This is a genomic window from Paenibacillus sp. O199, assembly GCF_001636635.1.
GTDB lineage: Bacteria > Bacillota > Bacilli > Paenibacillales > Paenibacillaceae > Paenibacillus > Paenibacillus marchantiae.
Genome location: NZ_LGRP01000001.1, coordinates 456,933 through 480,912, shown reverse-complemented (window position 1 = coordinate 480,912; position 23,980 = coordinate 456,933). Strand labels below are relative to the sequence as shown.

21 protein-coding genes are annotated in these 23,980 nt (G+C 36.6%); 2 read left to right on the top strand and 19 right to left on the bottom strand.

The window, feature by feature from the left end:
• Nucleotides 1-5: 5 nt before the first annotated feature.
• The 15 genes from A6049_RS02510 to A6049_RS02440 all read right to left on the bottom strand — a co-directional run bounded on the left by A6049_RS02510 (nt 6) and on the right by A6049_RS02440 (nt 14,161).
• A complete protein-coding gene (locus A6049_RS02510; protein ID WP_063563076.1) occupies nt 6-908 on the bottom strand; it encodes a peptidoglycan recognition protein family protein in 903 nt (300 codons plus the stop codon).
• Between the two features lie 4 nt (nt 909-912).
• Complete coding sequence (locus tag A6049_RS02505; RefSeq protein WP_095205926.1) at nt 913-1,374, bottom strand: phage holin family protein; 462 nt, start codon at nt 1,372-1,374, stop codon at nt 913-915.
• A 58-nt stretch (nt 1,375-1,432) separates the two neighbouring features.
• Nucleotides 1,433-3,367, bottom strand: coding sequence for a DNRLRE domain-containing protein (locus A6049_RS02500; protein ID WP_063563075.1), 1,935 nt, complete (start codon nt 3,365-3,367; stop codon nt 1,433-1,435).
• Between the two features lie 32 nt (nt 3,368-3,399).
• A complete protein-coding gene (locus A6049_RS02495; RefSeq protein ID WP_063563074.1) occupies nt 3,400-5,391 on the bottom strand; it encodes a hypothetical protein in 1,992 nt (663 codons plus the stop codon).
• A gap of 47 nt (nt 5,392-5,438) precedes the next feature.
• Nucleotides 5,439-6,635, bottom strand: a complete 1,197-nt coding sequence (locus A6049_RS02490) for a hypothetical protein (RefSeq protein WP_063563073.1) — start codon at nt 6,633-6,635, stop codon at nt 5,439-5,441.
• Nucleotides 6,636-6,693: 58 nt separating this feature from the next.
• Entirely contained in the window at nt 6,694-7,815 is a 1,122-nt protein-coding gene (locus A6049_RS02485) for a discoidin domain-containing protein (protein ID WP_063563072.1), read from the bottom strand.
• Nucleotides 7,816-8,117: 302 nt separating this feature from the next.
• Nucleotides 8,118-8,684 carry a hypothetical protein gene (locus tag A6049_RS02475; protein WP_063563070.1) on the bottom strand — a complete coding sequence of 189 codons (567 nt, stop codon included), beginning with the start codon at nt 8,682-8,684 and terminating at the stop codon, nt 8,118-8,120.
• Between the two features lies 1 nt (nt 8,685).
• On the bottom strand, nt 8,686-9,297 hold the full coding sequence (locus tag A6049_RS02470; protein ID WP_063563069.1) for a hypothetical protein: 612 nt from the start codon (nt 9,295-9,297) through the stop codon (nt 8,686-8,688).
• Nucleotides 9,298-9,369: 72 nt separating this feature from the next.
• Nucleotides 9,370-9,912, bottom strand: coding sequence for a hypothetical protein (locus A6049_RS02465; RefSeq protein ID WP_063563068.1), 543 nt, complete (start codon nt 9,910-9,912; stop codon nt 9,370-9,372).
• Nucleotides 9,913-9,928: 16 nt separating this feature from the next.
• Nucleotides 9,929-11,083, bottom strand: coding sequence for a hypothetical protein (locus A6049_RS02460; RefSeq protein ID WP_063563067.1), 1,155 nt, complete (start codon nt 11,081-11,083; stop codon nt 9,929-9,931).
• Nucleotides 11,084-11,097: 14 nt separating this feature from the next.
• On the bottom strand, nt 11,098-11,541 hold the full coding sequence (locus tag A6049_RS32905; protein WP_145921890.1) for a hypothetical protein: 444 nt from the start codon (nt 11,539-11,541) through the stop codon (nt 11,098-11,100).
• Nucleotides 11,542-11,549: 8 nt separating this feature from the next.
• Entirely contained in the window at nt 11,550-12,191 is a 642-nt protein-coding gene (locus tag A6049_RS02455; protein ID WP_063563066.1) for a phage tail family protein, read from the bottom strand.
• A gap of 8 nt (nt 12,192-12,199) precedes the next feature.
• Entirely contained in the window at nt 12,200-12,835 is a 636-nt protein-coding gene (locus A6049_RS02450) for a hypothetical protein (RefSeq protein ID WP_063563065.1), read from the bottom strand.
• Nucleotides 12,836-12,852: 17 nt separating this feature from the next.
• Nucleotides 12,853-13,467 (bottom strand): phage tail domain-containing protein, encoded by a 615-nt coding sequence (locus A6049_RS02445; protein ID WP_095205940.1) that lies wholly within the window; start codon nt 13,465-13,467, stop codon nt 12,853-12,855.
• A 304-nt stretch (nt 13,468-13,771) separates the two neighbouring features.
• A complete protein-coding gene (locus A6049_RS02440; RefSeq protein WP_063563064.1) occupies nt 13,772-14,161 on the bottom strand; it encodes a hypothetical protein in 390 nt (129 codons plus the stop codon).
• Nucleotides 14,162-14,514: 353 nt separating this feature from the next.
• Between A6049_RS02440 and A6049_RS02435 the strand changes: the two genes are divergently transcribed.
• Entirely contained in the window at nt 14,515-15,048 is a 534-nt protein-coding gene (locus tag A6049_RS02435; RefSeq protein WP_063563063.1) for a hypothetical protein, read from the top strand.
• 92 nt (nt 15,049-15,140) lie between these two features.
• Here the strand turns inward: A6049_RS02435 and A6049_RS02430 are convergent, their stop codons facing one another.
• Nucleotides 15,141-15,521 (bottom strand): hypothetical protein, encoded by a 381-nt coding sequence (locus tag A6049_RS02430; protein WP_063563062.1) that lies wholly within the window; start codon nt 15,519-15,521, stop codon nt 15,141-15,143.
• A 160-nt stretch (nt 15,522-15,681) separates the two neighbouring features.
• Between A6049_RS02430 and A6049_RS02425 the strand changes: the two genes are divergently transcribed.
• Complete coding sequence (locus A6049_RS02425; RefSeq protein WP_063563061.1) at nt 15,682-16,152, top strand: helix-turn-helix domain-containing protein; 471 nt, start codon at nt 15,682-15,684, stop codon at nt 16,150-16,152.
• Between the two features lie 27 nt (nt 16,153-16,179).
• Here A6049_RS02425 and A6049_RS02420 read toward each other — a convergent pair whose 3' ends face one another.
• The 3 genes from A6049_RS02420 to A6049_RS34330 form a co-directional block, all read right to left on the bottom strand.
• Nucleotides 16,180-16,923, bottom strand: a complete 744-nt coding sequence (locus tag A6049_RS02420; RefSeq protein ID WP_063563060.1) for an ankyrin repeat domain-containing protein — start codon at nt 16,921-16,923, stop codon at nt 16,180-16,182.
• A 90-nt stretch (nt 16,924-17,013) separates the two neighbouring features.
• On the bottom strand, nt 17,014-20,472 hold the full coding sequence (locus A6049_RS02415) for a phage tail protein (RefSeq protein WP_063563059.1): 3,459 nt from the start codon (nt 20,470-20,472) through the stop codon (nt 17,014-17,016).
• A 48-nt stretch (nt 20,473-20,520) separates the two neighbouring features.
• Entirely contained in the window at nt 20,521-23,310 is a 2,790-nt protein-coding gene (locus A6049_RS34330; RefSeq protein WP_275078605.1) for an NlpC/P60 family protein, read from the bottom strand.
• Nucleotides 23,311-23,980: the final 670 nt, after the last annotated feature.

The window sequence follows — 23,980 nt, the reverse complement described above, 5'->3', positions numbered from 1 at the left end:
CTTAATTACTTGCTTACTTTGATGTTATTATCTTTACGGTAGTTAATCACAAGCTGTCTCCAAAAATCGTAACTACCTGTGGTGTCAGAAATATAATCTTTGTAATACTCATATGCAGCTTTAGCCCAAGATGGGCACTCCATATTCGCTTTAGCTTTCTCAGCTTTGATCCAATCGGCTTGTAGCTTAACTGTTTTCTCAAGAGTGGTCATTTGCAATTTTTCAGCTTCAGTCATTTTTTCATCATCCTTTTCATTCGGAATTGTATCTGTAATGCCGTTTCTCAAACGTTCCAATTCAGCTTTTATTTGTGGTAGGAAGTTTTTATTGGCGGCAGCAATTGTGTTGCCATCGCCCCAGTAGTCAGTTCCCGGACATGATTTTGAAGACTTGCCGGGTGTGTAATCTGAAAGTCGAGTACCGGAAGCAGTAAACCAAGCGTGGTAAACGATCTTATCTGTATTGACGGGAACATAAAACTTCTCACACAATGCAGCATACAAATGGATTGCAGCTTGCTTCTGAATAGCGGTCATTGTGTCTACAGCTTTATCGAAGCACCCAATAATCTCGATGCCTACATATCCAGCATTATTGTTATGGATACAGGCTGGAGTCATATTTAAGTCTCTGTCTAATGACACTCCAACTTTGCCATCCTCGAAAAGTGTGATGTGTTGTCCAGTCGCTTTCCACTTATTAGTGTTAATGTGGAAGTCACGCATACCCTCTAGGCATTTAAAGTGGTCTTGTTGTGCGATTCCATTAACCATTTTGCGTGTTGTGTAATTTGGAGCGCCAGTATGATGTACCTGTAATCCTTTTATACTTCTTGTTACTTTTTGCTTCTGTAACCATGGACGGAACTCTTCAATATCAAGTAGAAGGAAATTTCCTTTTTGAATCATCTAATCACTCCTTATTTTTGTTATCTTTTGTTGCAGTATCATCGCTACTCTTATCCTTCAAAATGGAGATTGCTTTTTTAATTTGTGAAGGAACTGGAAGTCCACATCGTGCCCAATTTTCTGCGAGACTTAACAATTCGTTTGCGATATAAAAGTATGTAGCTCCTACCGCTAAACTTAATGTTCCGTTCAAGCCGAGTATTGCATCGATTTTGAACATTACAAAAATAACTGTAAACATTAGAGCTTTTTTTGCTATTCCAAGCGAACCTTTGTTAGAATTAAGACCTTTATCTTTTCGATCAGGATATTTATGTCCCTCAATTGCTGAAGCAGTAAGTCCAGTAATAAAATCCAAGATTGTTAAAATCGCAAGTGTTTCCAATAGATTACTCCAACCTCCAAACATATACGAAGTTACACTTCCAACCACCCCCACAATAAAATTCAAAAATTTGTCTGACACATCGTTTTCCTTCTCTCAAATAAAATAAGACCCCCCAAAATGGAGAGCCCTGTAAAACTTACAATATGTAATAATAAGCACCTGAAGACGCACCTCTAATTATTAGAGTGGAATTCATATCACTAACATCACGTTTACGGATACTCACTAATCCATCAATATCATACAATCCTCCGACTCGCGGATATAAGAATCCACCAAGTTCAGGCTTAGATATAATTACCTCTGAATCAGTATCTGTAAATTGTTTGATCAGAATAGTTGATTCCAAATCACTAAACTGTCTAATATCGATTACGCTGTCTAAATACACTCTATCCTTGATATAAATGGTTCCATCTTGATCAGATACGTATTTAACTTCAAGCATCGAATACAAATCTGGTCTTGATATTGCCACATTAGATTCAAAATCATCAAATGCTGGTACATCTATGAACGAGTCTACTTCAGAGTACCCAATTTCCTTAACGATAAGGAATCCATCGATATCAGGACGTGATACAGAAATAGTGCCATCTTGAAAATGATAAGTTGGAATATCTATCATTCCATCAATATCGGAATTAGCCTTTCCGCGAATAACTAAATATGCCGATGTATCAGGGTTTGAGATTGTAATAAAAGAGTCTAAATCATCGTAGTACTCATTTCTAATCGATAATTCAGAATCCATATCAGATCTAGTACGAGTATAATTAGATATATTAATGTACGATGAAAGATCGGGCTTAGAGATGATAATATTGTTTGCAATATCACTGTAGGTTCGATTAGCAATTGATATCTCAGAAATTAAACTTATTTTAGGATCAATTGTTATCATCGAAGCTAGATCTGGTCTCGACGAAGTAAGTGTTGTGTCCAGATCCGATACCTTGTTCTCAATTATCGTTATGCAAGATTCTAAATCCTCTTCCACACGAATACCAACCGTAAGAGAAGAATATAGATCAGGACGACTAATGGCCAATGAACTATTGAAGTCATAAAACAGTGGATCTTCATATCTGTGCACATAAATTGAACTATCTAAGTAGCTGAATCCACGATCACTTTTTACTGTTATGGTTGAATTAACATCTTTAATGCCTCTTTGATAAATGTATAACTCGGAATCTATCTCACTTCGACCAAATGACTGAACTGCTGATGTTATATATTTAACTCTAAGTATTGGAGGCTTAGTTGATTCTCTTGTATTGAAGTAAATTGGCGTATCGTCGTTCGACCTAATATTGAAGCCATAGTTAATCAAGGAATCATCTTGCCATTGTTTTAGAACATCTAATACATCAAACTCAATATATTTCTCAGTTGTATTCAATATGTACTGATTAGCCAATAATTCGATAGAGTGTGGCTTGTTGGCATAAGTGATTCCATATTCTCGCCAAACAGTATTAGGCTGATAAATCTCAATGTTTGCTTTAGCCTTAATTGATCCAGTATAGTAGAGTCTCAATTTAGCATCTTCAAGATACAATAGGTCTGGTATGGCAACATTTAAGTCACCAAAGTTTACAAATGACTCAAACTCCTCAATTGTATCGTGACCAATCATCATCCGCTGAGTGTCACCATAGTTGATTGTTTGAAGGTCAATGCGACTTCGTGTCGTTGCATCACCAATAGGTTTGAGATCGATGGTTATACGTGGAGCCTCGATTAATTCAAATCTACCCTGAGCTCTATTGTGTGGTCTTACATTGATGGAACACTCTATCTCGCTAAATGCTACAGCCTCAATTGTTGAATCTAAATTACTATAGGATCGATACATAATGTTTAGACTGCTTGAAATATCTTTGTTTTGTATAGATGATTTTATAGATATGGTTGAGTTTAGCGTTGACTCTTTTCTTGAGGCAATAACCAGTTCCGATTCTAAGTTTGTCTCATCTTGAACATATAATACGTACTTACTTGTAAAACGGTTGGAGGGACTCTTTACATATATGACCCCCTCCGTATCATGGTCTGCATAGTACAAAAATGTCACTCCTCATCTCATTGTATTGAGATTTAAACACGATCAGCGTTAACCACTAGCTCGAATAAGCCATTGGGATTTGGTTTAGCTCTCATGTCTGTTGCAATGCGAACATAAAAATCAATTGTCTCATCTGGTTGAGTGAGCCCATAAGTTAGATAGTCAATGGGGAGGAATGGATTGGCCTGTCTAGATAGTTCAACTTGTACACCATCTCGTTCATATTTTTTATCCATTTCTAGATAGACATTATCAATTGCATAACCTAGTTGGTTCTTAATTCTTACCTTTTGAGTTAGAGTTGTTTGTCCAGCTATGATAATTCCAAAGTCTAGCTGCTTCAGAATCCCACCAAATGTATCTGATAAATATTCTCCCGACTCATCCATAAACATTAATCCAGAATAGGAACCAATGAATGTACTTTCCCAATAATCAGTTTCGCCCCAATAGTCTTGAAACTCCACTTTGAGTTTGTTAGGTTGATTAAATATAATATCCCGATCAGAAATGTTGATATCAATATCTTGAGGTGAAGGAGCAAGTCGTGTAAAACTTCCGTCTGATGGATAATATGCCTTGTCATTGAGGAGGATGCGATACTGAACTTTACCTTGGTCACTGTCATCTAATATACCTATCAGCTTGCTGCCTGTAAGTGTCAATTGAATTGTGGCATTAGTATTAAGGACATAAAAAGCAACATTGTCCATTTTAATTGTTTCTGTAGCTGAGTTGATATTCAGTTTCAAATTGTCAATCGCAATACCGGGATCAGAATTATGTATGTTGTCTTCAATATAATATGCAAATCTAATTTTGTTACCCTTTTTTTTTAATGAGACAGAATTTATCAGAGAAATATCATATTGGCTCATTCCACTCTTTTTAAAAGTATCCAGACTTGAGATATCAATTGTTCTCCATTTTCCAAACTTACAAACTTCCCACGTACTGCCCTCGTTAAATGAAACTGCATACCTTAGTGTACCATTCGATGAACTAAGCTTATTTACAATAGAAAGTAGATCGCCATACATATAATAGTCATCTGTTTGCTTAACGAGTTGAGGAGAGGGGATAGAAGACATTTGAACATTTTTAGAGGCATTATTGTCACTCCACGTAACCACGTCAAAATCTCCTTCAATCTCATCGAGTGGGGAGTAGTTGGCAGTGATATTTAATTCGGTTGACGTTTTGGATGGGTCATCTGTGTAGTACAGTACATCGACACTATCACCCAACTCGTCGTATAAGGTAAAAGGTTCAGTTTCGATTGCAATCGTTGATTCTGTTATCGATGGATCGTCAGTGTACTCAATGATTTTGATTTCTTTATCTTCCCATTCTTCTGCGAGGGTGAAGGGTTTGGTTTCGATATTAAATGAGGCTTCTGAAACTCTTAAATCTGTTGTGTAATAACAAATTTCTATCTCACCTATCAACTTCAACCACACGTCTTCTGAAATAGTACTGATATCATCAATTCCATAATCTTTATAATCATTTTCAGTCGGATTTGCGGTGGTTAGAGTTACCCAGTTCGTTCCACTGATATATTTGTATTGATTTGAATGGTAGAACAGCGTTTTATATAAGCCAGTAGCACCAAACTCACCAGAACTATCAATATCAATAGCATCTATCCAGATATTTGCGTTTTGATTATTTCTTATTTCAACAGTATGGACTTTGTTACTCAAACCTAATTTTTCATAAGTTAGGACTTGATAAACTAATCCAGCATTTTGGGTGGTTTTTTCAACTGCTCCATCTATTATTACACTAATATCACTACTCCCAGTTGTATACTGGGCACCAATCAACCTAATTTTAGTTCCTTTAAAGGTAAACTTTACTGAACTATCTTTAGTCGTTGCTAGCATTGCAGTGTTATTGTATAGATCGCTAGAACTTGGCTTCGACCAACTACTTCCAGTATAGGTTATTAGCTCATGTCGGTCATCAATCCTCTGCCAACCCGATTCTGGGTATTTTAGGGGTTGCCCTATTGTAGCCATTTAATCATCTCCTTTCTAAACCTAAATCAAACAATCATTTCATTTGCTTATGTGATTGATGCTTTCTTGATTGGTATTTTAGCTGTGTCTATCTTTTGTCTGAAGACTTTACCTGATACGAGAGTTGATGGCGATGTGTTTATAATGCCAACCGAAGAAACATCAGAAGCCAAATCAATAATTTCTCCTTTGTTCATACCATATGTGACAAAATAACTTTCAGACGTTGCAGGAAGCTTTACAAGTTTAGGTGCAATTATTTCAAACATTTTCAACTCATTAACATCTGTGTAGCTTGCAAACCCATTATTCGCAGTCCAGTTTAAACGATACATTTTGAATTGCATATAATGGAATGGTGCATCTAATAGATAAATCTTGTCAGTATATTGAGTTGTCCAAGTCTGATTAGTCTGTGTGTCCAGCACATTCCAATTCACTCCATCGTTTGAACCTTCAAACGTCCAATTCCTAGGCATTCTATCTAGATAACCTGAACCATTTGATCGGACAACATATTTGTATAGAGAGATAGCATTTGGAAATTCATATCCTAGATACCCTATTCCACCACTGCCACTGAGCGAAGCGTATCCTTCTACATCATCAATTCCATTGAATGCTTTCCATGGTGCATAAGATGCGTTATAAAAACTTTTAGCAAAAGCCTTGCCTGATGGCACTGTATCCGAAGTCATAACGGGTATTGCTGTAGTTGTACCCTTATATGAAACAATTGAATGTATTTCATCTTCTGATGAAATCAAGAACTTATCAGCATAACTAACTCCAAACATTTTCAATTCATTGATTACAACTTGTGGTCCACCATTGTTAGCTGTCCAGTTTAACCTATACATCTTAAATCTTTTAGCTTTGCTGTAATCAATAATATATTCTTTATCTGTGTTTACAGTTGTCCATGTTTGATTAACCTGAGTATCTAAAACAGTCCAATTACTATCATCGTTACTTCCTTCAAATGTCCAATTCTTTGGCATGTGGGGAAAATAAGTTGCAGATAAACTCCTAACAATGTACTTTCCAATCCTAACAGGATTCACAAACTCATATCCAATATGTCCGACACTACCATTTCCACTGACGTAACCATAGGTGTCTGAATTATCAAAAGCCTTATCTGCATTATTGCCCGAATTAGCATAACTGCTAGAAAAAGCCCTGCCACTTGGAGTGGTCATTGATGTCATAATTGGAATCAGATTATCAGTATAAGTATACATGCAATCATCTCCTTTCATTATAAATAGAACACACCATATAGATGTGTTCCTCGTAAATTTAGCCAAGTGTAATCTTGTCTACTCGACGTTTTGACATATCAATTGTGTGTTCAAAAGTTTTTCCTGAATTTAATGCAGAAGAATTAGTTTTTATATACTTTATATTTGAAATTTTTGATTTGAAATTTAAAATACCTTCGTCCATCCCTTTATTGATATAATCTCCTTCGCTGGGCGTTTTCACACCCAAAATCGAAAGTGTTGGTGGATGCTCACCGATCATCTCCATTTCAGAAAATGAGAGATAGGCTTCTCCGTTATTAGCTGTGATATTGATTCGGTATATTTTATAGCTAGTATCATTGCTGAAGGAGTAGTTATTTTTAACACCATTTGCAAAAGTTTGATTAATCCTTGTATCTAATATAGTCCAACTAGAGCCATCATTCGAACCTTCGAATGTCCAGTTCTTAGGCGCTCTGCCATTGTAACTTGATTGACTCTCTAATGAATATTTTCGAATTATTACCTTTGATGGAAACTCGTATGCTAACCATGCTGTTGTTATATTTGCATTTGTGTGGAAAAATGTACTTGTTTGCCTATCAAAAGCTTGATATGGGAAGGTTGCATTTATTGGTGTAATATTTGTACTAACTATTCCGCTAGGAGTAGTGGCGCTTGTCATAGTTGGAACAGTTACCATTTTACTGCTTACAGACTTCACATCTCCATCACCTGATGAAAGTAAGATTTTATTTTTAATAACTCTTTCTACAAACCACTCTGCATCAGCCCTGTATGTTCCACTTTCCCATACGAATTTATACCTCCCCTTTGGTATATTTGAAAATATCTTCGTCCATTTTAATTCGCTTGTTAATATGCTTTCAGTTTGTGGGAAATCCACAAAACTGACTCCATTCCAAACTTGAATTTTTAATTTACCTGTATAACCAGAATAACCTTCAATTGGATATCTCCAAATGTTTACTTCTGCATTAAAGTTGACATCAATATATTGAGCAGTATCGTTGAACCAGTACATAGATGATGAAGCGTTAGTAACATCCCCATCTTCCAAGGATTGAGGAATCGCTCCTGTCTGTTGGTTCTTATAACTGTTAACTATTAAACCCAACCTATTGTTGGCATCAGACGGAAATGGAAGTAGTGCCATTTAACCATCTCCTTTCTAAGTGAAATCATTATTTTACAGACAAATTTGTGATCTCTATGTATTTCTTCAGATTGACCGTCGATTTAAATACTCTCCCTGATCCCAAGTTGCCCGTATTGTTCATGTTCTGAAGAATAAGTTTACTCTTGCGATCAAACACATTTAGATTGGTCATACCCTCTGATATGAATATATTTTTGTTGGGGAGATCAGAAGATAGGGCGATCCAAGTGTTATTCTTTAATGTTTTATAGTTTGCTGAGTCTTGAATCAACGAATAATTTGCCAAGTTATCACCTCATTTACTGGAAGATCAGAGTGTTAATTTTTTTGAATTTACTACGATCAATTTTAGTTCTGTAGAGATATCCATCTGCGTTGCTTTCAACAGTAGGTGATAATTGAAAATTACGTTTAAGTCTAAGTGTCCCATCTGACGAACTTACATAATCACTGTTGTATTTACCGTTTGTGAACTCATCAACGGTCAATAGGGCAGGAGACGGAGTGGAAGATAGTTCAATTTTAATTCTTGCATATAGACCAACTGGACTGTTGATTTTTCCATCTATATATGCAATTTCAACGTAACCTGACCAATCAATATTGTTGGTGGACGACTTTGTATAAATCTTGTAATCCACATTTGAACCAGTACCAATCATAGTTTTGACTACTCGTTGAAAGGCAGTTACTTTATCACCGATTGAAATAACAGATGATTCCCATGTTCCCTTTGAAGCATAAACAGACCTGCCAGTTGAATCCGTAGCAACTTCCTTGAGTTGCAGTTTACCGTCCTTAATTTCAGTTCCATCGTGAGTACCTCCGAGCAAGGGGAGGGGAAGTCCAATTTCTTTTGTACTCAATTTATCTCAACTCCCAATTTATCAGTCCAGAATGATTTGCCTTCAACGGAGCAACAATTTGATCAATGATAATACCATTTTTACGGATTATAAGTTGACCATTCAAATCTTGATCAGAAGTGATTTTGATCTGTAAATAGGGTATGTCTCTATCGGGGAGAGAACAGATGCATTGATAGTTGATATTTACATCATTAAGAGTCATAGTCTTCTTGTAGCCAAAATTGAAACAGTCAATGCTATTTTTAAATTTTCCTTCTTTATCAACACTTCTCATTGTGGCTTCGGAGGAACCATTCTTAAATTGAATATGATCGTTATAAAAAAATGCTCTACCTGTCAATGGCAACTCTTCGTCATCGGCAATATACGAGATCGCAAACCTATCTTGATTGATATGAAACACACCATTGGCAACGTTATAGTAGAGCTGTGAGCCTTGACCGACAATGCCAAAATTTATTAGTTTATCTCTGTCTATACTATAAAAATCATTAGGTTTTTTAGTTTGTAAGTCATATTCAGTTAAGTTTGTGCCATCGTAATAATCTGCAATCCATATATATTTTTGTGGTACAGGTGAACGTGTATATTGTCTATTACCTAGGATCAAGATTAAACCTCCTTAAAATAAAAAAAGAGGACAAGGTATTAACCCTGTCCAACTGCAAATGAATAAATGATATTACACGAAACGATAAGAAATACGCTTCTTAAAGGCTTGTTTGCCACTACGCGCATTCAGTGGTACTTCGCAACGAATAGATAAAGTTACATAATTACCTGCGGCATCTTGTGGATTACCATTGTTGTTTACTCCAAGAATTTCTTTTACTCCCGGTTTAATCGGAGTGGTGTAAGTTGCTCCTGTGTGGTCTTTGGTTGTTGATCCTTTTGTGCCGATTGGCTTAGTAAAGTCTTTACCTACTCTTGATGTTTCTTCATCAATATCTGTTTCATCGAGTGAGTCGACTTGAACGTGAAACCAGTTGTTTTTGACGACTTCAACTTCATTTCCTACTGTATCGCCTGTACCACCACTCATATCACGAGTTGTAATTGTGCAATCTTCCATTTTTGAAACATCTGTTGCACCGTTATAGTTGTTCCAGACATTAAATATGTAGATCTCGCTCTTACTGTCTGCATCAATAACCCCATAGTCAAATGGGCCTGTAATTTCTTGTATATGTGTAGAATTTCTCCAGCTAACAATTGGTTGAGCCATATTTATAAAACTCCTTTTATGTTCTTATAGTTACTGAAATTGTTAAACTTTGAATGTTCAGTCCGGCCTTGATAACATTAGCCCTAAATATGTCACCTGCTAATACTTGCTTATTTTTGATTGTGGTTTGTTTGTTGTCTTTCATTTCGTGGGGATTGAACTTAATATTTTTGTCTAATACGTTAAGCCAAGTTTTAAAATCTCTTGTTCTTTCTATTGATATTTCACTTTCCGTTTCCCCAGAAGAAGCACAAATAGCCTCTACACTAACGATCTCGCCAGTGAAAGGAAAGGGTGCTAAAATTCCTGTGGGTTCTTGAAAGACATATGAGTCTTTGCATAATACAATTACCCTGTCTTGTAATTCTAATGGCATATCTTTAAGTTTAAGATGTTCGGCTACGCTCATAAGCCCATCCTTAAACTCGTTAACAGGTTGCAAATTTGAGCCAAATACATCAATTTCAATCCAGTGATTACCGTCATAACGATAACGCTTGCCGTCTTTATATGTTTGAGTTGTCCAACCAATTTGAGGGAGAGGATATGTAGCACGTAGTTCATTCATGTCTGCAACAGGCTCTTTAAAGACGAGTCGAGTTGTATTGTATGCATCTTTGGCCTTAATCGCAGATTGAGTTGCATCTTCAGCAGCTTGGTTTGCTTTGTCAGTTGCAATCTTAGACAAGTCTGTCTGTGCCTGTGATTGTTTTATCGCTTCTTCAATCCGACTCAATGCAATTTGATTCTCGTTGATCTTATCTTGAATTTGATCTATGTAATCTTGTAGCGTAACTACCACATCTGGATTACGGCTCACCATTGCATAAATACGAGAGGCAGGGTACATAATCAATCCTCTACCTTTATACCTGCAAAGATGGGCTTTCCCTTCTTGAGAGAGGTTAAACTGAATTACACCCATACCATAATGAACGAGAAATTCATGTTGCTCTAAATATGGTCGATTCTCAAATACCTCTTGATCGATCTCTACGAAACCTGCGATATTAACTCTATCTGTTGGAGAGGGAATTTCAAGGAGAGTTATCATTCCATTGATTACAGGGAGTGAGTCGGCACGATCAACATACGGGTCTAAAGGAGTACCACTGCGTGAGATGATTGTTACGGGGTCATTGTATTGTAGATGTGTGTATAGTTCTGGCAAATGTTCACCTCCTTCTAGTTGACGAATACATTGGTACTGCCAGAAGTAATTGTAGTAGTTGTACCTAAATGAGTGTTTACGTTTTTGCCGATACTTGATACTGCTTTTCCACCAATAAAAACTGTGGAACTGCCTGTTGAAACTTGACCTGACCCTGATCCAGATGTGCCGGGACTAATTGATATTATTGATCCACCTAGTCTAGGTGCAGGAGAAGGATCAGCCACCCATTGTTCTTGAGTTAGCGATGATACGGAAGCAATCGGTTGTCCATTAACGTAGACAGTGGAAGTTGAATTCACTGTTCCAGTTATCTTTGCACCAGTAGTATGTGTAGTAGTAGAGTACTGCGGTCTTCCTTCGTTGTCATATCCTGAAACATATCTTTCTACAAACGATACATGCCCACTTTTATTTGATTCTTGTATCGTTGAACCTTTGTAAGCTATTCCAGCCATGTAACCTCCTATTGTAACAGTGTGAATTGATACCTGAATTTGATATCTGCGTCTCCTGTAACCTTAAGTATATTTTTGCCCACGGGGAAAGATAGGTAGTTGTCATTAAAATCTTTATATCGATATGTAACAGCCAATGATGTCACTATATCTTCGCGTTCATTGTCCACATACACAGTTTCGTCATGAATTAGATTCTTAAATTTGAACTCTTCGTTGTTATAAGAAGAATTGACTATGCTAAAGTCACCATTTCCTTGCTTTGTAATCCAAATTTCAGGTGAGCAGTCCTTATCTCCTTTGTTATCAAATAGAAGCACAGGCTCAAAATAGAATGTAATTCCTTTAAATTCAGGTTGAATAACATCGTATGAAATCTTATTGAAGAGCACTCTAAACATTATCTTTACGTTATAAAAACCAACATCTTCAGCAATATCAGGGATGTGAGCACCATTGATACATTGTCTCCATTCAGACCAATTAACGTTATCTCGTGTGAATCGTGTCTGTACCGTTATTTTTGACCCCACTGGCTCAACGGATTCCCATGATACTTTGCTCAACACACCATCTGCGCTAATTGGAATTGGGATTGGCTCAGAAGTATAATTGCCTTTGAGATTGATTATAGATTGCCAAGTAGTCATACATTCACCTAACCAATCTTGCCGAAAGGATAGAAGAGAGCAGCAGATCCAGCTTCTTTCCACATGCAAATTCGATATGTCGCCCAACTAGCATTCTTATCATATGTAGTAGCACCATCGACTTGTTGCCATGGAGGTTCTGTGTTCCCTGATTCGCCAGCCTGAATACATATGTAGAATCGACCATTTTCAATTGTAGGTAACACTATATCATTAAGTTTGTATTGTGTAGTAACAGCCCATGTACTTGACTTACGTGTGTCGTTAAATTCTATTCCTGTAGAGACTGGAAAGACTGGTTCAGTGAGCGCTGATTGTCCTGATTGAATACAAATATAAACATGCCCATTATCTGAGTTGGGAATGATATAGTCACCATTTTTATACGCTTTAAGGGATCGCCACATTTGAGCAGCTTTACCAGTACGAACATTGACCCAACCTACATATCCGCCGTAAATTGGAGATGTATTATATAGACGTTTAGTTATCAGATAATCTCCACTTGTAGGTGTTGCAGAAACATAATCATCTGATATTAAGTCTAACAGTCTAAAGTTATCGCCCAGTTCACGTATTGTATTTTCTATCTCGTCAGTAAAGGAGGGTATTTTCAAGTGTAGCTTGTCTGTTTCCGTGGACATACAATTCTCCTTTCTTTTTAAATTTCAAACCACTTCGTTCCAAAATCGAAATCAGACCATTTAGGTCTTGCTGGATTAAGTGTCAAATTGCCTTGTGTATTTGTAATAGTTGATTGATGTGTGCCAGTTGAATATGTGTTTTTTTTGATTTCAAGTGGAGTGTAGTTCCACTTGTATACACGAGAAGTCATAATTGGGGAATAGGAATAGGGAGAGTCGCAACGAAAAGTTAGACTTATATAACCTTGTTTCAAACAGTTATGAACAACAGTTGAGTCATCAACTACCATTGCATAGAAAATGCGTTCAGCTCCTATAGCTAGATCATTTGTAAAATAAAGTTCCTGATAATAATCATGCTGAGTAAGCCATCTTGTCACTTCACGAATCTTAGCAGTGTTCCATGTTTCTTCAAATGCAAAAGAGACCGAAAACTTTAATGGTTCAGTTTCAGTCCTCATAAAATATGGTCTATCGTTACCTTTAACTTTTTCCTCAACTATTTCTCTGGAAGGAAAGAAGATTTCCTCCTGCATACCACTGTTTAAGTTGACATTGATGAGTCCATGTTTAACAGAAGTTTCACCAGCGAATGAAAAGTAGAGGGAGTCACGTATTGTAATCCAAATCACCTCCAATATAAAATTTGGACAAATAAAAAAAGCCCTATTTATAAGGCTTTTCGGAAGCTAATTTCTATGTAAAATCGGTATTTCATTTAAATAAAAAGGGAGCAGTCGGCATACACACACTTTCTCTTCCTAACTCAAAGAAATGCCCACAACCATATTATGATTGGGACATGTCTTTGCTATTTAAGCAATGCAGAAATGATAAAATAACAAATTATACCGACTAAGAAAATTATCAACATTGTTCGTTTTTTCATGTACGAACCATCCCCAATCACTCTCTAGTCATCATCAAACAATAAGTTTAGAAGCTCCCACTTACTCCACAGTAAGGGTGTCCCGCTTTAGTTATTTGTATTTGAGTACAACCAGTATTACTTTTGAAATAATTAAGTGCAGTAGCTACCCATTCGCCACCTGATTGCCCTGTTGCATATATAACAACACCGTCAACAACATAGCCGACAAGGACTCCAGCCAAGAATACAGCTATTCCTACTATTGGTCCAGCTGTTTGGACTTCTCCATCTGGATTTTCAATCTGAAAAGGCTGATAAGTAAATTGTAACATTAAATCCTTGCTGGATGTCTCATTCTCCTGAGAATTAGATATACTACCTGCAGAAACACTACTTCCCAATAATAAACTAAGGGTTAGGATAAAAGATAACATTACTTTCAATTTTGATTTCATTGTTAGTTCCTCCTAATTATATATATTATATGAGAGTAATTGGTAACTAAAATACTACACATAAATAGAATTAATTTCAATAACATACATTTTTACATAAATTATATTACATATAAATATTTATATATTAATACCTATATTCATCAAAATTCTTTGTGTTCTTTCTAGATATGCACGATATGTGCAACAGTGTTGCCAATTTATAAATGATTTTTTCAAACAATAGTAGGGAGTTAAAGGATATTAGTTGATGAAAGTATGCTTTCATGGGAGTTAATTTAGTGAAATATTCAAATGAGACAGTAAACATCCGATAATGATTGTATCATTTAATCAATTGAAGGGAGGTAGGCATGAAACCAACTTACAAAATAGTTATTGTCGTAGTTATATTTGCACTTTTAAGTTTATCGCTGGTGCTTTTTTCAGATATCAGTATACCAGTTGAGCGAAAAGGAAACTTCTATACGACTGAGAAGGCTAGTTTTGGAATGATGTTTTGTCTTTGTATGATGTTTATATTGGGAGCAATTGTCGGTATGAGTGCAATGGGCGAGAAGGTTTTAGTCGATGCTTCAGCACTATGGTCAACATCTGTATGGATATATATGTTGGCTATACAATATTGCAGAATCGTCTATCACAAAGGATTGTTTGATGGGTTTGTATTTAGTATTGTGATGTGGACTGTAATATTTCTTGTAATACATATAGTTTATGCTTTCTTTTTAGTTAAGATTGATAAGAAAAGAAGAGAGCAAGAAGAAGATCGCTGGAAAGAAAACATCAAAAAGGTTGGTATTCAATATGTGTATACATTTGAAGATGGTAGTGAGGTTACTGTAACACAAGAAGATATGCGTCTAGATGAGAAGAAAGATGATTAGAGAGGACAATATTTGTCCCCTCTTTTTTAGGTTAAGTCTCAACCAAGCTTGGTTTGTTGCAACACCTGCATGAACCTTTGATTCTTTTATACTTATTTACCAACAACCTCTCTAAATTTAAATTTATTAATCTCTAACAATAAATCACAGGGTAAAAGAGAGGACTTCTTCATAAATTCAAACACCTCATTGCTATTCCATTCCAAAACAAATTCGTATTCATATGTATTCTGCAATTCCATTTGTTCCATCATCTCTAGGATCAGATTTTTGAAATCGTAGTTGTGGAATTTCTTGTGTTTGTGTGGATTATAAAGTATGTAACTCATAAAATCCTCCGCACCTTGCGCAAGTTTCTTAGCTTCTTTCTCATTCTCTCCAATTGAGTGCCATACACGTCCATATGAATCTCGGACATAGTAAATATTCTCGAATGAATCAAAAGGGCCAACATATTGAACTTTGGTACGCATGAAATCAACTCCTATTTTGTAATACAAGTTGTACTTGTTATCAAAATAGTACACCGTTATTCATTAACTGTCAATCATGTTGAACAAGTGAATCTTGATTTACCTTTTGCTATGACTAAGATATAATTGACTATAGTCAACAACCAAGAAGGAGTAGTCTATGAATCCATCAAATATGAGTGCTAACGAACTAGGTCAATTTTTGCGAAAGCTTCGTGGTAAGGAAAGCCTTAGAACGATTGCTGAGAAAAGTGGACTAAGTTACACATATATAAGTACGATAGAGAAGGGTGTAAGACCCGGATCAAATAAACCAATTAAAGTAACTCCAGATGCATTGCAAAAGCTTTCTGTTGCATACAATCATCCATATGAAGATCTTTTAGTAAAGGCAGGATACTTGTGGAACCAACTTGCATATAAATTTGAATATGATGAGAATGGGTTCAAAGGTTATACAATTGAAGAAACACCAGAGGATTATGGAGTCAATGAGAAGATGGAAGAGAACGATCTTCAGAAGATAATGTTAAACAATAACTACCTCTCATTCGAGGGAGAAATTTTAACCATGGAGGATAAGATTCAGATACTCGATATGATTCCTGTTTTGCTGAAGAGGAGAAAGTAAAAAGAAGCCCGAAAAGGGGCCCTTTATTTACAACATATATGCTTCCAGTGAAATATAGTTCGGGGAATTTTTCTTTGCTAAGTCAATCGGCTTACTTCCATTATTGTCTTTGAGGTCGGCGTTAGCTTTAAGATCTTTCAACTCACCAAGATAAAAACTACTGTTATTCAAAATTGCTATGTGTAACGGAGTCTGTCCAAGTGAATTTTGAACATTAACGTTGAGTGCATTTCGCTTGATTGCTTTGAATGCTTCGAAATTATTTTCTTCAATCACATAGTGTATTAATGCATTTCCAGTATCTTGGTCAACCGCGTTTAAATCTAAACTTTTATTATCTAAAGCAGTCCGTATCTTAGTTGCATCTAATTTGCCATCAGTTGAGTATGTTTCTTTCAAATTCTTCACCTTTTTGCTTGCAGTTGTATTTGTGTTTGTTGGGTCGCTTGGAGTAGTAGGTGTGTTATTCGTTGGTGATGTAACTGAACTCGAATCTGTTACTGATTCTTTTAGTGAAACTTGAGTGCTGGTTACAGACTCAACAGAGTAGCCCATGGCATTTGCTGTGTCTCGTACCGGAAGATAGAGTTTTCCGTTAACATTGAGTGGACTCTCAGACAGTTTTGCTTGAGATCCGTCAACTACTAGCTTAACATTTGACTGTGTTGCTTTCAGGTAAGTAGCAGCTCCAACGGCAGATCCAGCAGTTACTGTAACACCAACGATTGCACCAAGCATGAATGTTGGGACTTTAGATAACATTTTCTTCATTAGTTATGTACCTCCGAAATTTTATAGTAAAATTATCCTACTTAGCTAGATAAATTATACTATATTTATCGGTATTTAAATTGGGAAAGTTTAGTTTAAATCAATGCGAGTACCATTAATTTTAACATTTTTACTAGCTTTAATTTCAATATCTCCATCACTGGTCATTTTGATTGCAGATCCCGATTCCGTTATTAAATTGATTTCTTTACCTTTGATATTTATTGGCCCTAACTCAGAGAGCAATGTTACTCCATCATCTGTTAATCTTAAACTTTTTTCACGTCCATAGTTACTATTAAGATAAACAAAGTCAAAACTACCATTAGGCTTCTGAATACTGCCGCGTCCGTACCCCCGTGAATCCCCTTCACCCATATCGATTATCGGATAAGCTTGTTCGCCATCACCTTCAAAGAAGAGACGCATCTTAGTCTTATCTTCCATCTCATAAACGTAAACAGGCCAAGGAGTAACTTCAACTGTCATTTCTCCTTTTTGTTCAGAGGATAGCCAGTATAGTTTTCGACCATCAGACAATTCTTTGTGAACTCCAGATCCTTTGACTTTACCAGTAAGAAATTTGATTTCTTTACCTTCAATTTTTACATAGTTAGACCATCCTTGAAGAGCTGCATTAGTGAGAGTGGAGAGTTTACCTGCAACTAGGGAGCTAATGAATCCGTCTTCAGCAGTTAAAATGTTGGCAGCCAGCAACTCTGTGTCAATTGCTCCCGCTCCCACGATGTCCCACCGATTGAGATGGAGTTGTTTTTTCTCGGAATCCATTAGTAGGGTGTTGTTTCCATCGGTGACGATAAGTTTCTTAAATTTAGCTGTCCCATCCATAGAAATAGATGCAGGAGCTTTGTCGAAATCTTCATGACCGAACCAAAGCCCCCATTCGGGGTACATTTTGATTACGCCCCCCTTGGTGTCACGGAGTTCCAAATCGGAACCTCGAATATGCCCATCTTTGAAGAGTGAATTTTTAATTTCGGCATTGTTAGCAAATAGGGAATCCAACCAACAATTACCAAAATAATCCACCCTAAATGGAGCTAAAGCCCATTGACTGTGTCCCAAGGCTAGGCCGTTTGAGTCCACCAACATAATTTCATTGTTGTCACCAACGCGTAATCTAAAGTTTCCGTCAGTCGATAAGGTTAAAACATCGGATCTTACACCATTTCGAAACTTATCAATATAAAATCCTCGACTATTGTTCATCCCAATTTCATTTGTCTTCGTTAAATTGGCTGAATTAGCATTAGCATATCGATTTACAACTGTTCCAAATACATCAGGATTATCTGATAGTAGTCCAATCTGTTGAACCAACCTCTGATTGCGGTCAAATATCATAAATTTTGGGCCAGTTATTTCTAATAAACCATCTGCGTCACCAAGAGTTAATCGCTCACCAACGAACAATTTACCCCATACGTTCTCTGCGACGATGTGTGTAGGAGTGATTGCCATTTTATATAACAAACCACCGTTATCTGTCATTCCTATTGCGCCATGAGTGATTCGAACGAACTTTAATCTGTCGTCTGGACTATAAACTGTGATGCCCTTATTATCGATAGCGGTCTGTTCATTATTACTCATATTGATAGTATCCGTAGTTTTATTCCAGAAATTCTCAAATAACTTAGTCATATCATTAGACGATATAACTGCCTGACCCCACTTAGTCTTACTCGTATCAACAACTACACTAGTATTCTTCGTATCCTTCAAGAACTTCTCTAATCTCGTACTTTCATCATTAACAGATTTAGCATTACTCAATGTTAACTTAATACTCGATCCACCAAAGTCATAGCTAATCTCACTAATCCTTGCTGTTAACTCAATCCCCAATGGTTCATATTTCACATTTACAAAGTCACCAAGGTTTAACTTTTTCCAATTACGCTGCTCCTCAATAATCTCTAGAAAATTAACAATATCGATCTCAACAGCTAATTGTGGAACTTGTAACTCTTTAAACTTTTCCATCGCAGCATCATATAAATCTTGCTCATCTATGTATACATCATCATTAAACTCTCGTTCAATCACATAATAGTTCAACTCTTGTAACTGTGCACTGGTAAAGTTATTCCCTGAATCCAATAATACCTGTAACGCTTTAGTCCGATTCTGAACATCTGCAATCTGATTTAACTTGTTACTAACTTCAATTTGCTTCAGATTAATTTGATTTTCCTTATTGTCTAAGCTGTATCTTTCCACAATAGCTGCATCATTACCAGCCATCTGATATTCTTCAATACTAATGGTGGCAACTTGCATAAATACGCCTGTAGATGATCCATTCACAGTAATTGTTGTTGTCTCTAAATTGTTCAGTTTACCTAACATAACCCATCTACCCGAAGTGACTGGTTTAACAGATCCATTCAGCGCTACTGTAACCCCAGAAGAGGAGTCAACTTTAATCATTGCAGCATAATTATAGCCCTTGTTTAACTTAAATGTTCTTGATGTACTACCACTATGACTGTATTTCTCAAAGAACATCTTATCACCAAATTGTTGAGCCAATGTTACTTCCTGTACAACTTTTTCATCCTGTTGTAGCTTGTTTAAATCTATCTTCAATTGATTTAACTGTGTCTCGTAATTTTCCAATTTCTCAAGGTATTGCTTAAACATTCCAGTCTTACTTTCAACCAACGCTTCATAATCCAATAGTGCATGACACAATGAATCACTCATATAAAAACTTGGTGAAATCACAGTTTTATCAGCATCTCGTTCAAATGGATAAATGAAATAACCATAGTTTTCAATGTAATTCTGTCCTGTTGGATTTACCTTATTGATACCTAACCCATCTTTACCAGAAGCGGAGAGACGTGTAACCATTTCCTCTGAGCTCCTGTTGCGAGTCATACTCTTCAGTAATTTCCCCCATGAAACAGTAAATCCCATATTAATCCCTGTTAACTCAGGCTTAGTCATACTCAATGTTCTAGTATCTGTATCAAATGTGACTATCGCGTTGTATACTTCTGCAATGGAATAGATAGCTTCGAGGACAGTAGAGGAGGGGAATTCAAACGCTCTTTTGCTTAATTTAAAATCTGCATCTATGTAATCAATATTCCAGATTGTATTACCCATTCGAAGCATATCTTCAATAACTTTATCTGCTCCATAGGATTCTACAGAATAACTCTTGATTAACTTATCTGACAGCTCTCTAACCAATGAATAACACTTTGCATTCATTACATCTGAATCATCGAGATTATCACTAATATCATTTACAATAAACCACTCAACTTTGATCCCAGTTACAACCTTAATCAAATAGCGTTCCTTGATTAGTTCCACATTCTTATTCGGCTTCAACTTGTGATGCTTATCAATAAAATAGGGGAGGGAAAACGATAATTCGCTCACATCATTTAATTTAATGTTTTTATTGTCATTAAAGATTTCGCTTAATTTACTGATAATCTCACGATTAGGCTTGGCAAGAAAGTATTGTGGTTGAATAGGTTTTTTATTGCGGTCAATTTCTCCTAACATACACGATCCTTTCTGTAGAAATAAATAAGAGAGGGAACAGTCCCCTCTCTAAATCATTCTTGCTTTTAATTTGCTGTTTAAAGCATTCTCGAATTTACTGAGTAAGCTTGTACCAGTATCTTTGTCACTCGCATGGATCTCAACTTTATCAATGCGCACACTATTGTCGGTGCTTGAAGGAGTAGGGGATACTTTAGGAAACAGTCCAGATAAATTCAATCCACTTTTAATCTTGTCTGTAATTCCTCGTACAACATCTACAACCTTAAGGATATTCCCAGTGTCAGATTTGTTGAGGATAAGTTCTTTTTCGTGAGCCAATAAGAACTTGCCTTCATTACCCATGTTAGCAGGAGTCATACCACCAGTCTCAGCAGAAAATATCTTCTGGTTTACTAAATCGTTAAAGCTTCCATCGGGAAATCCATAAACTGAGCGCAATTGGTCATTCTTTTTCTTCAGGGCGTCAAATTGCTGTTCAAACCCCTTATACTCCATAGATCCCTTTTGTAAAGCCGCCATTTTTGTCTTAATTGATTCAGCAGACTGTTTATTGCTCAAGTATTCTGTCCAAGCAACTCGTGCGGCGGTTGTGCCCTTAATGGTTCCAGCAGTGTTTCCACCCGTAGAGCCACCAGTTGATGCATCAGAGTTCGGCGCAGAATAGTCGCCACCAGAATATTTATTTAATCCTTCCATGGATTTCTGGAAGTCATAGACCATATTCTGCATCTCTTTTGAAGTTTCAAAGACATGTTTATTTATTGTACCGAACAACTTATCATATTCACCGCTAATAATACCTAGAGTAGCAGTGACCACAATTGCATCATTACTCATCAATCCTTTTTTCAGTTCATAGAATTTTTTCTGATCCTCAAGAATATCCTTGTATTTTCGTTCAGTTTCTTTCTTTTCCTTGTCTAACTTTTTAAGAGTGTCTTCGTGGAGTTTATCCTCTCCATCCTTAAGTTTATCGTTGTAATCTTTATGATCATCCAATTGGTCTTGCAAGCCCTGTTTGACTAATTCGCGGTCACGGTCACGCTGAAATTTACGAATCTCCTCATCAATTGTTGTAAGTTGATCCTGTAACTCTTTACGTTTAGCCTTGCCTTCCATTGAATTATCAGCAGAAAGAGTGTTGAGCCTATCTTGAATTTTTTGACGCTCATCCATTTTCTTCTTTAGCTCTTCTGTATAGTCAACGTTGGCATTTTCACGATCAAAAGCTTTGAGACGAGCATTGATATAGGTTTCGAACTGCTTTTGCTCTTTGTCGATGTTTTTAGTTCGCTCTTCATGACGTTTATCTTCTTTTTCACGCTCTTGGTCAATAGCGTCCAATGCTAAATCGCGCTGTTGTTCAATGACCTTTTTGTATTCCTCGATGATATTGTCAGCAGCAGACTCACGTAGATCCTTCAGTCTATCGTTGACATCTTTCAGAGCAGAGTTGGTGTCCAGAAGAGAGAGATTAAGCTCTTGGAGTTTATCGTTGTAATACTGAGTCATTTCGGCATTTAATTTGTTACTAGCCAATAATGACTTTACATATGAAATCTCCTTAGTCAAAACAGAGGCTTTATTTTCGTAAATCGGTATCTGATTGCGCAATTCTTTGTTGAATTCAACTGTACCTTCAGTCATCATCTTCAGGTTTGCATCTGAAACCGCTAATGCATCATCGCTTGACTTGGTTTGTTTTTCGTATGCAGCAATTTGAGAGTCAAAGACACTTTTACGCTTCTCATCAATCTGAGCTTGATAGTCCCACCATTTAGCACTATTTTCAGCAAGTTTAGCGTCATATTCGCCTTTTGTTATCTTTTTATCAATAAGTTGTTGGCGTATATCTTTGCTTTGTTGCTCTAGTAACTTCTGCTCTTGCTGTAGGTAACTACTCTGAGCCATTTCTTCTTTACGCCATTCAGCGCTATCTTGTGTATAACGACTTTGCTTGTTAGCAGACAATTCGCGTTTGGATTGAAGTTTTGCAATTTCATTATCGGTTTTTGTGACATATGCATCAATTATATCAAGACTCTGTTGGTACACTTCAGCAGTCCAAGCAGATAGATTGAGTTCCAAGTCACGTACAGCATCGTCAATTTCTTTTTGAGTAGCTTTAACAACCTCAGTTTTGACTTTACCATCGGAACTGGTAGTCGTAGTCTTTGTAGCAGATGTATTTGTATTAACCGAAGGAGTGGAAGCAGATGTGGATTCGCCAACACCATTTATACGTCTAGCACCCTGATATTTTGGAGACCAATAACTACTGCTTAAACTTTGCTCCTTTAGCCCACTGTTACCCATCTGAACAAATTTTCCGTTGCCAGTGTAGATACCTACATGGCTATTTGCTTTGCCAGTGGTATTAAAGAAAACAAGGTCGCCTTTTTGTAGATCTGCTTTCTGCACAGCAACGCCTTGTTTTGCTTGTTCGGCAGCAGTACGAGGGAGGTTGATACCTAGAAATTCATCAAACATTTCCTGAACAAATTGAGAACAGTCAGAAATAGCACCTTTAACAAATTGATCATATGTACCTTTGAATTTGCCGCCCACTTGCTTATATGTAAACTTACCTTGCAAGCCAAGAGCATTAGTGAGAAGCGTATCTAGTTTCGTACCAGATCCTGAAGATGAGCTTGAAGATGAAGTAGACGTATTAGATGAAGTATCGCTTGCTGAGGTAGTTGTTGTAGTCTTAACTTTTGTAGAAACTAATTCAGATGGATTCTTGAGAGCTTCTTTTGCTAGGGCGATTTGATCTTCAGTGAGTTTCTTTTCTTTCTCTAAACTCGCAATGTACTCTTTAGAACCCTTAACCATAGTACTACGTTCATTTTGAACTTTCTTGATTGCATCCGCTAATTCGATAAATTTCATTTGAGTTTTAGTTAGAATTTCGTTTGTATCAGTATAGGATTCATTTGATTTGTCATTGGATTTAGTTGCATCCTTGGTGGCTTTGTCACCGTTCTCAATCATCTGCTTCGTGTCAGATCCGATACTTTTCCAAGTTTGCAATGTAGCAATCAGCTCGTTCAATCGCTCTTTTTCATAAGTTAAGTCGGCCTGTTTACCGCCAGCAGATCTAACCGCACCCATTCTAGATTCTGTCTTAATATCTTCTAAAGTATCTTGACCAGCAACATCCCTGTAGTCTTCCTTCATCTGATCAATGAGCTTCTGTCGCGCGCTCATTTCTAATTCAACAGCCGCAATTCTAGCCATTGAAGCCTTAATGGCAGCCTCAGTTTTTTTAATCTCAGAATCGATGAACTCAGTTTTCTCTTCCTTTTTTGCTTTAATGAATTTCAAAATAGAATCTTTACTAAGACCAGTAATCTTAATGAAGTCACCATATTTTTCATTCATTTTCTTAATTGTGTCAGCAGAAAGAGTGTTCTTCTTTGCTAGTTCGGACTGTGCTTTATTTAGCAGTTCAACTTCTTCTTTTGAATTGGTTGCCCAAACTGAGAGTTCATCAAGCTTCTTA

What these genes read in the sequence shown, in the direction of transcription:
- A6049_RS02465 (WP_063563068.1), bottom strand. Translation starts at nt 9,912, where the DNA reads ATGGCTCAACCAATTGTTAGCTGGAGAAATTCTACACATATACAAGAA.
- A6049_RS02435 (WP_063563063.1), top strand. Translation starts at nt 14,515, where the DNA reads ATGAAACCAACTTACAAAATAGTTATTGTCGTAGTTATATTTGCACTT.
- A6049_RS02430 (WP_063563062.1), bottom strand. Translation starts at nt 15,521, where the DNA reads ATGCGTACCAAAGTTCAATATGTTGGCCCTTTTGATTCATTCGAGAAT.
- A6049_RS02440 (WP_063563064.1), bottom strand. Translation starts at nt 14,161, where the DNA reads ATGAAATCAAAATTGAAAGTAATGTTATCTTTTATCCTAACCCTTAGT.
- A6049_RS02420 (WP_063563060.1), bottom strand. Translation starts at nt 16,923, where the DNA reads ATGAAGAAAATGTTATCTAAAGTCCCAACATTCATGCTTGGTGCAATC.
- A6049_RS34330 (WP_275078605.1), bottom strand. Translation starts at nt 23,310, where the DNA reads ATGGTTAAGGGTTCTAAAGAGTACATTGCGAGTTTAGAGAAAGAAAAG.
- A6049_RS02510 (WP_063563076.1), bottom strand. Translation starts at nt 908, where the DNA reads ATGATTCAAAAAGGAAATTTCCTTCTACTTGATATTGAAGAGTTCCGT.
- A6049_RS02450 (WP_063563065.1), bottom strand. Translation starts at nt 12,835, where the DNA reads ATGTCCACGGAAACAGACAAGCTACACTTGAAAATACCCTCCTTTACT.
- A6049_RS02455 (WP_063563066.1), bottom strand. Translation starts at nt 12,191, where the DNA reads ATGACTACTTGGCAATCTATAATCAATCTCAAAGGCAATTATACTTCT.
- A6049_RS02425 (WP_063563061.1), top strand. Translation starts at nt 15,682, where the DNA reads ATGAATCCATCAAATATGAGTGCTAACGAACTAGGTCAATTTTTGCGA.
- A6049_RS32905 (WP_145921890.1), bottom strand. Translation starts at nt 11,541, where the DNA reads ATGGCTGGAATAGCTTACAAAGGTTCAACGATACAAGAATCAAATAAA.
- A6049_RS02415 (WP_063563059.1), bottom strand. Translation starts at nt 20,472, where the DNA reads ATGTTAGGAGAAATTGACCGCAATAAAAAACCTATTCAACCACAATAC.
- A6049_RS02490 (WP_063563073.1), bottom strand. Translation starts at nt 6,635, where the DNA reads ATGTATACTTATACTGATAATCTGATTCCAATTATGACATCAATGACC.
- A6049_RS02485 (WP_063563072.1), bottom strand. Translation starts at nt 7,815, where the DNA reads ATGGCACTACTTCCATTTCCGTCTGATGCCAACAATAGGTTGGGTTTA.
- A6049_RS02495 (WP_063563074.1), bottom strand. Translation starts at nt 5,391, where the DNA reads ATGGCTACAATAGGGCAACCCCTAAAATACCCAGAATCGGGTTGGCAG.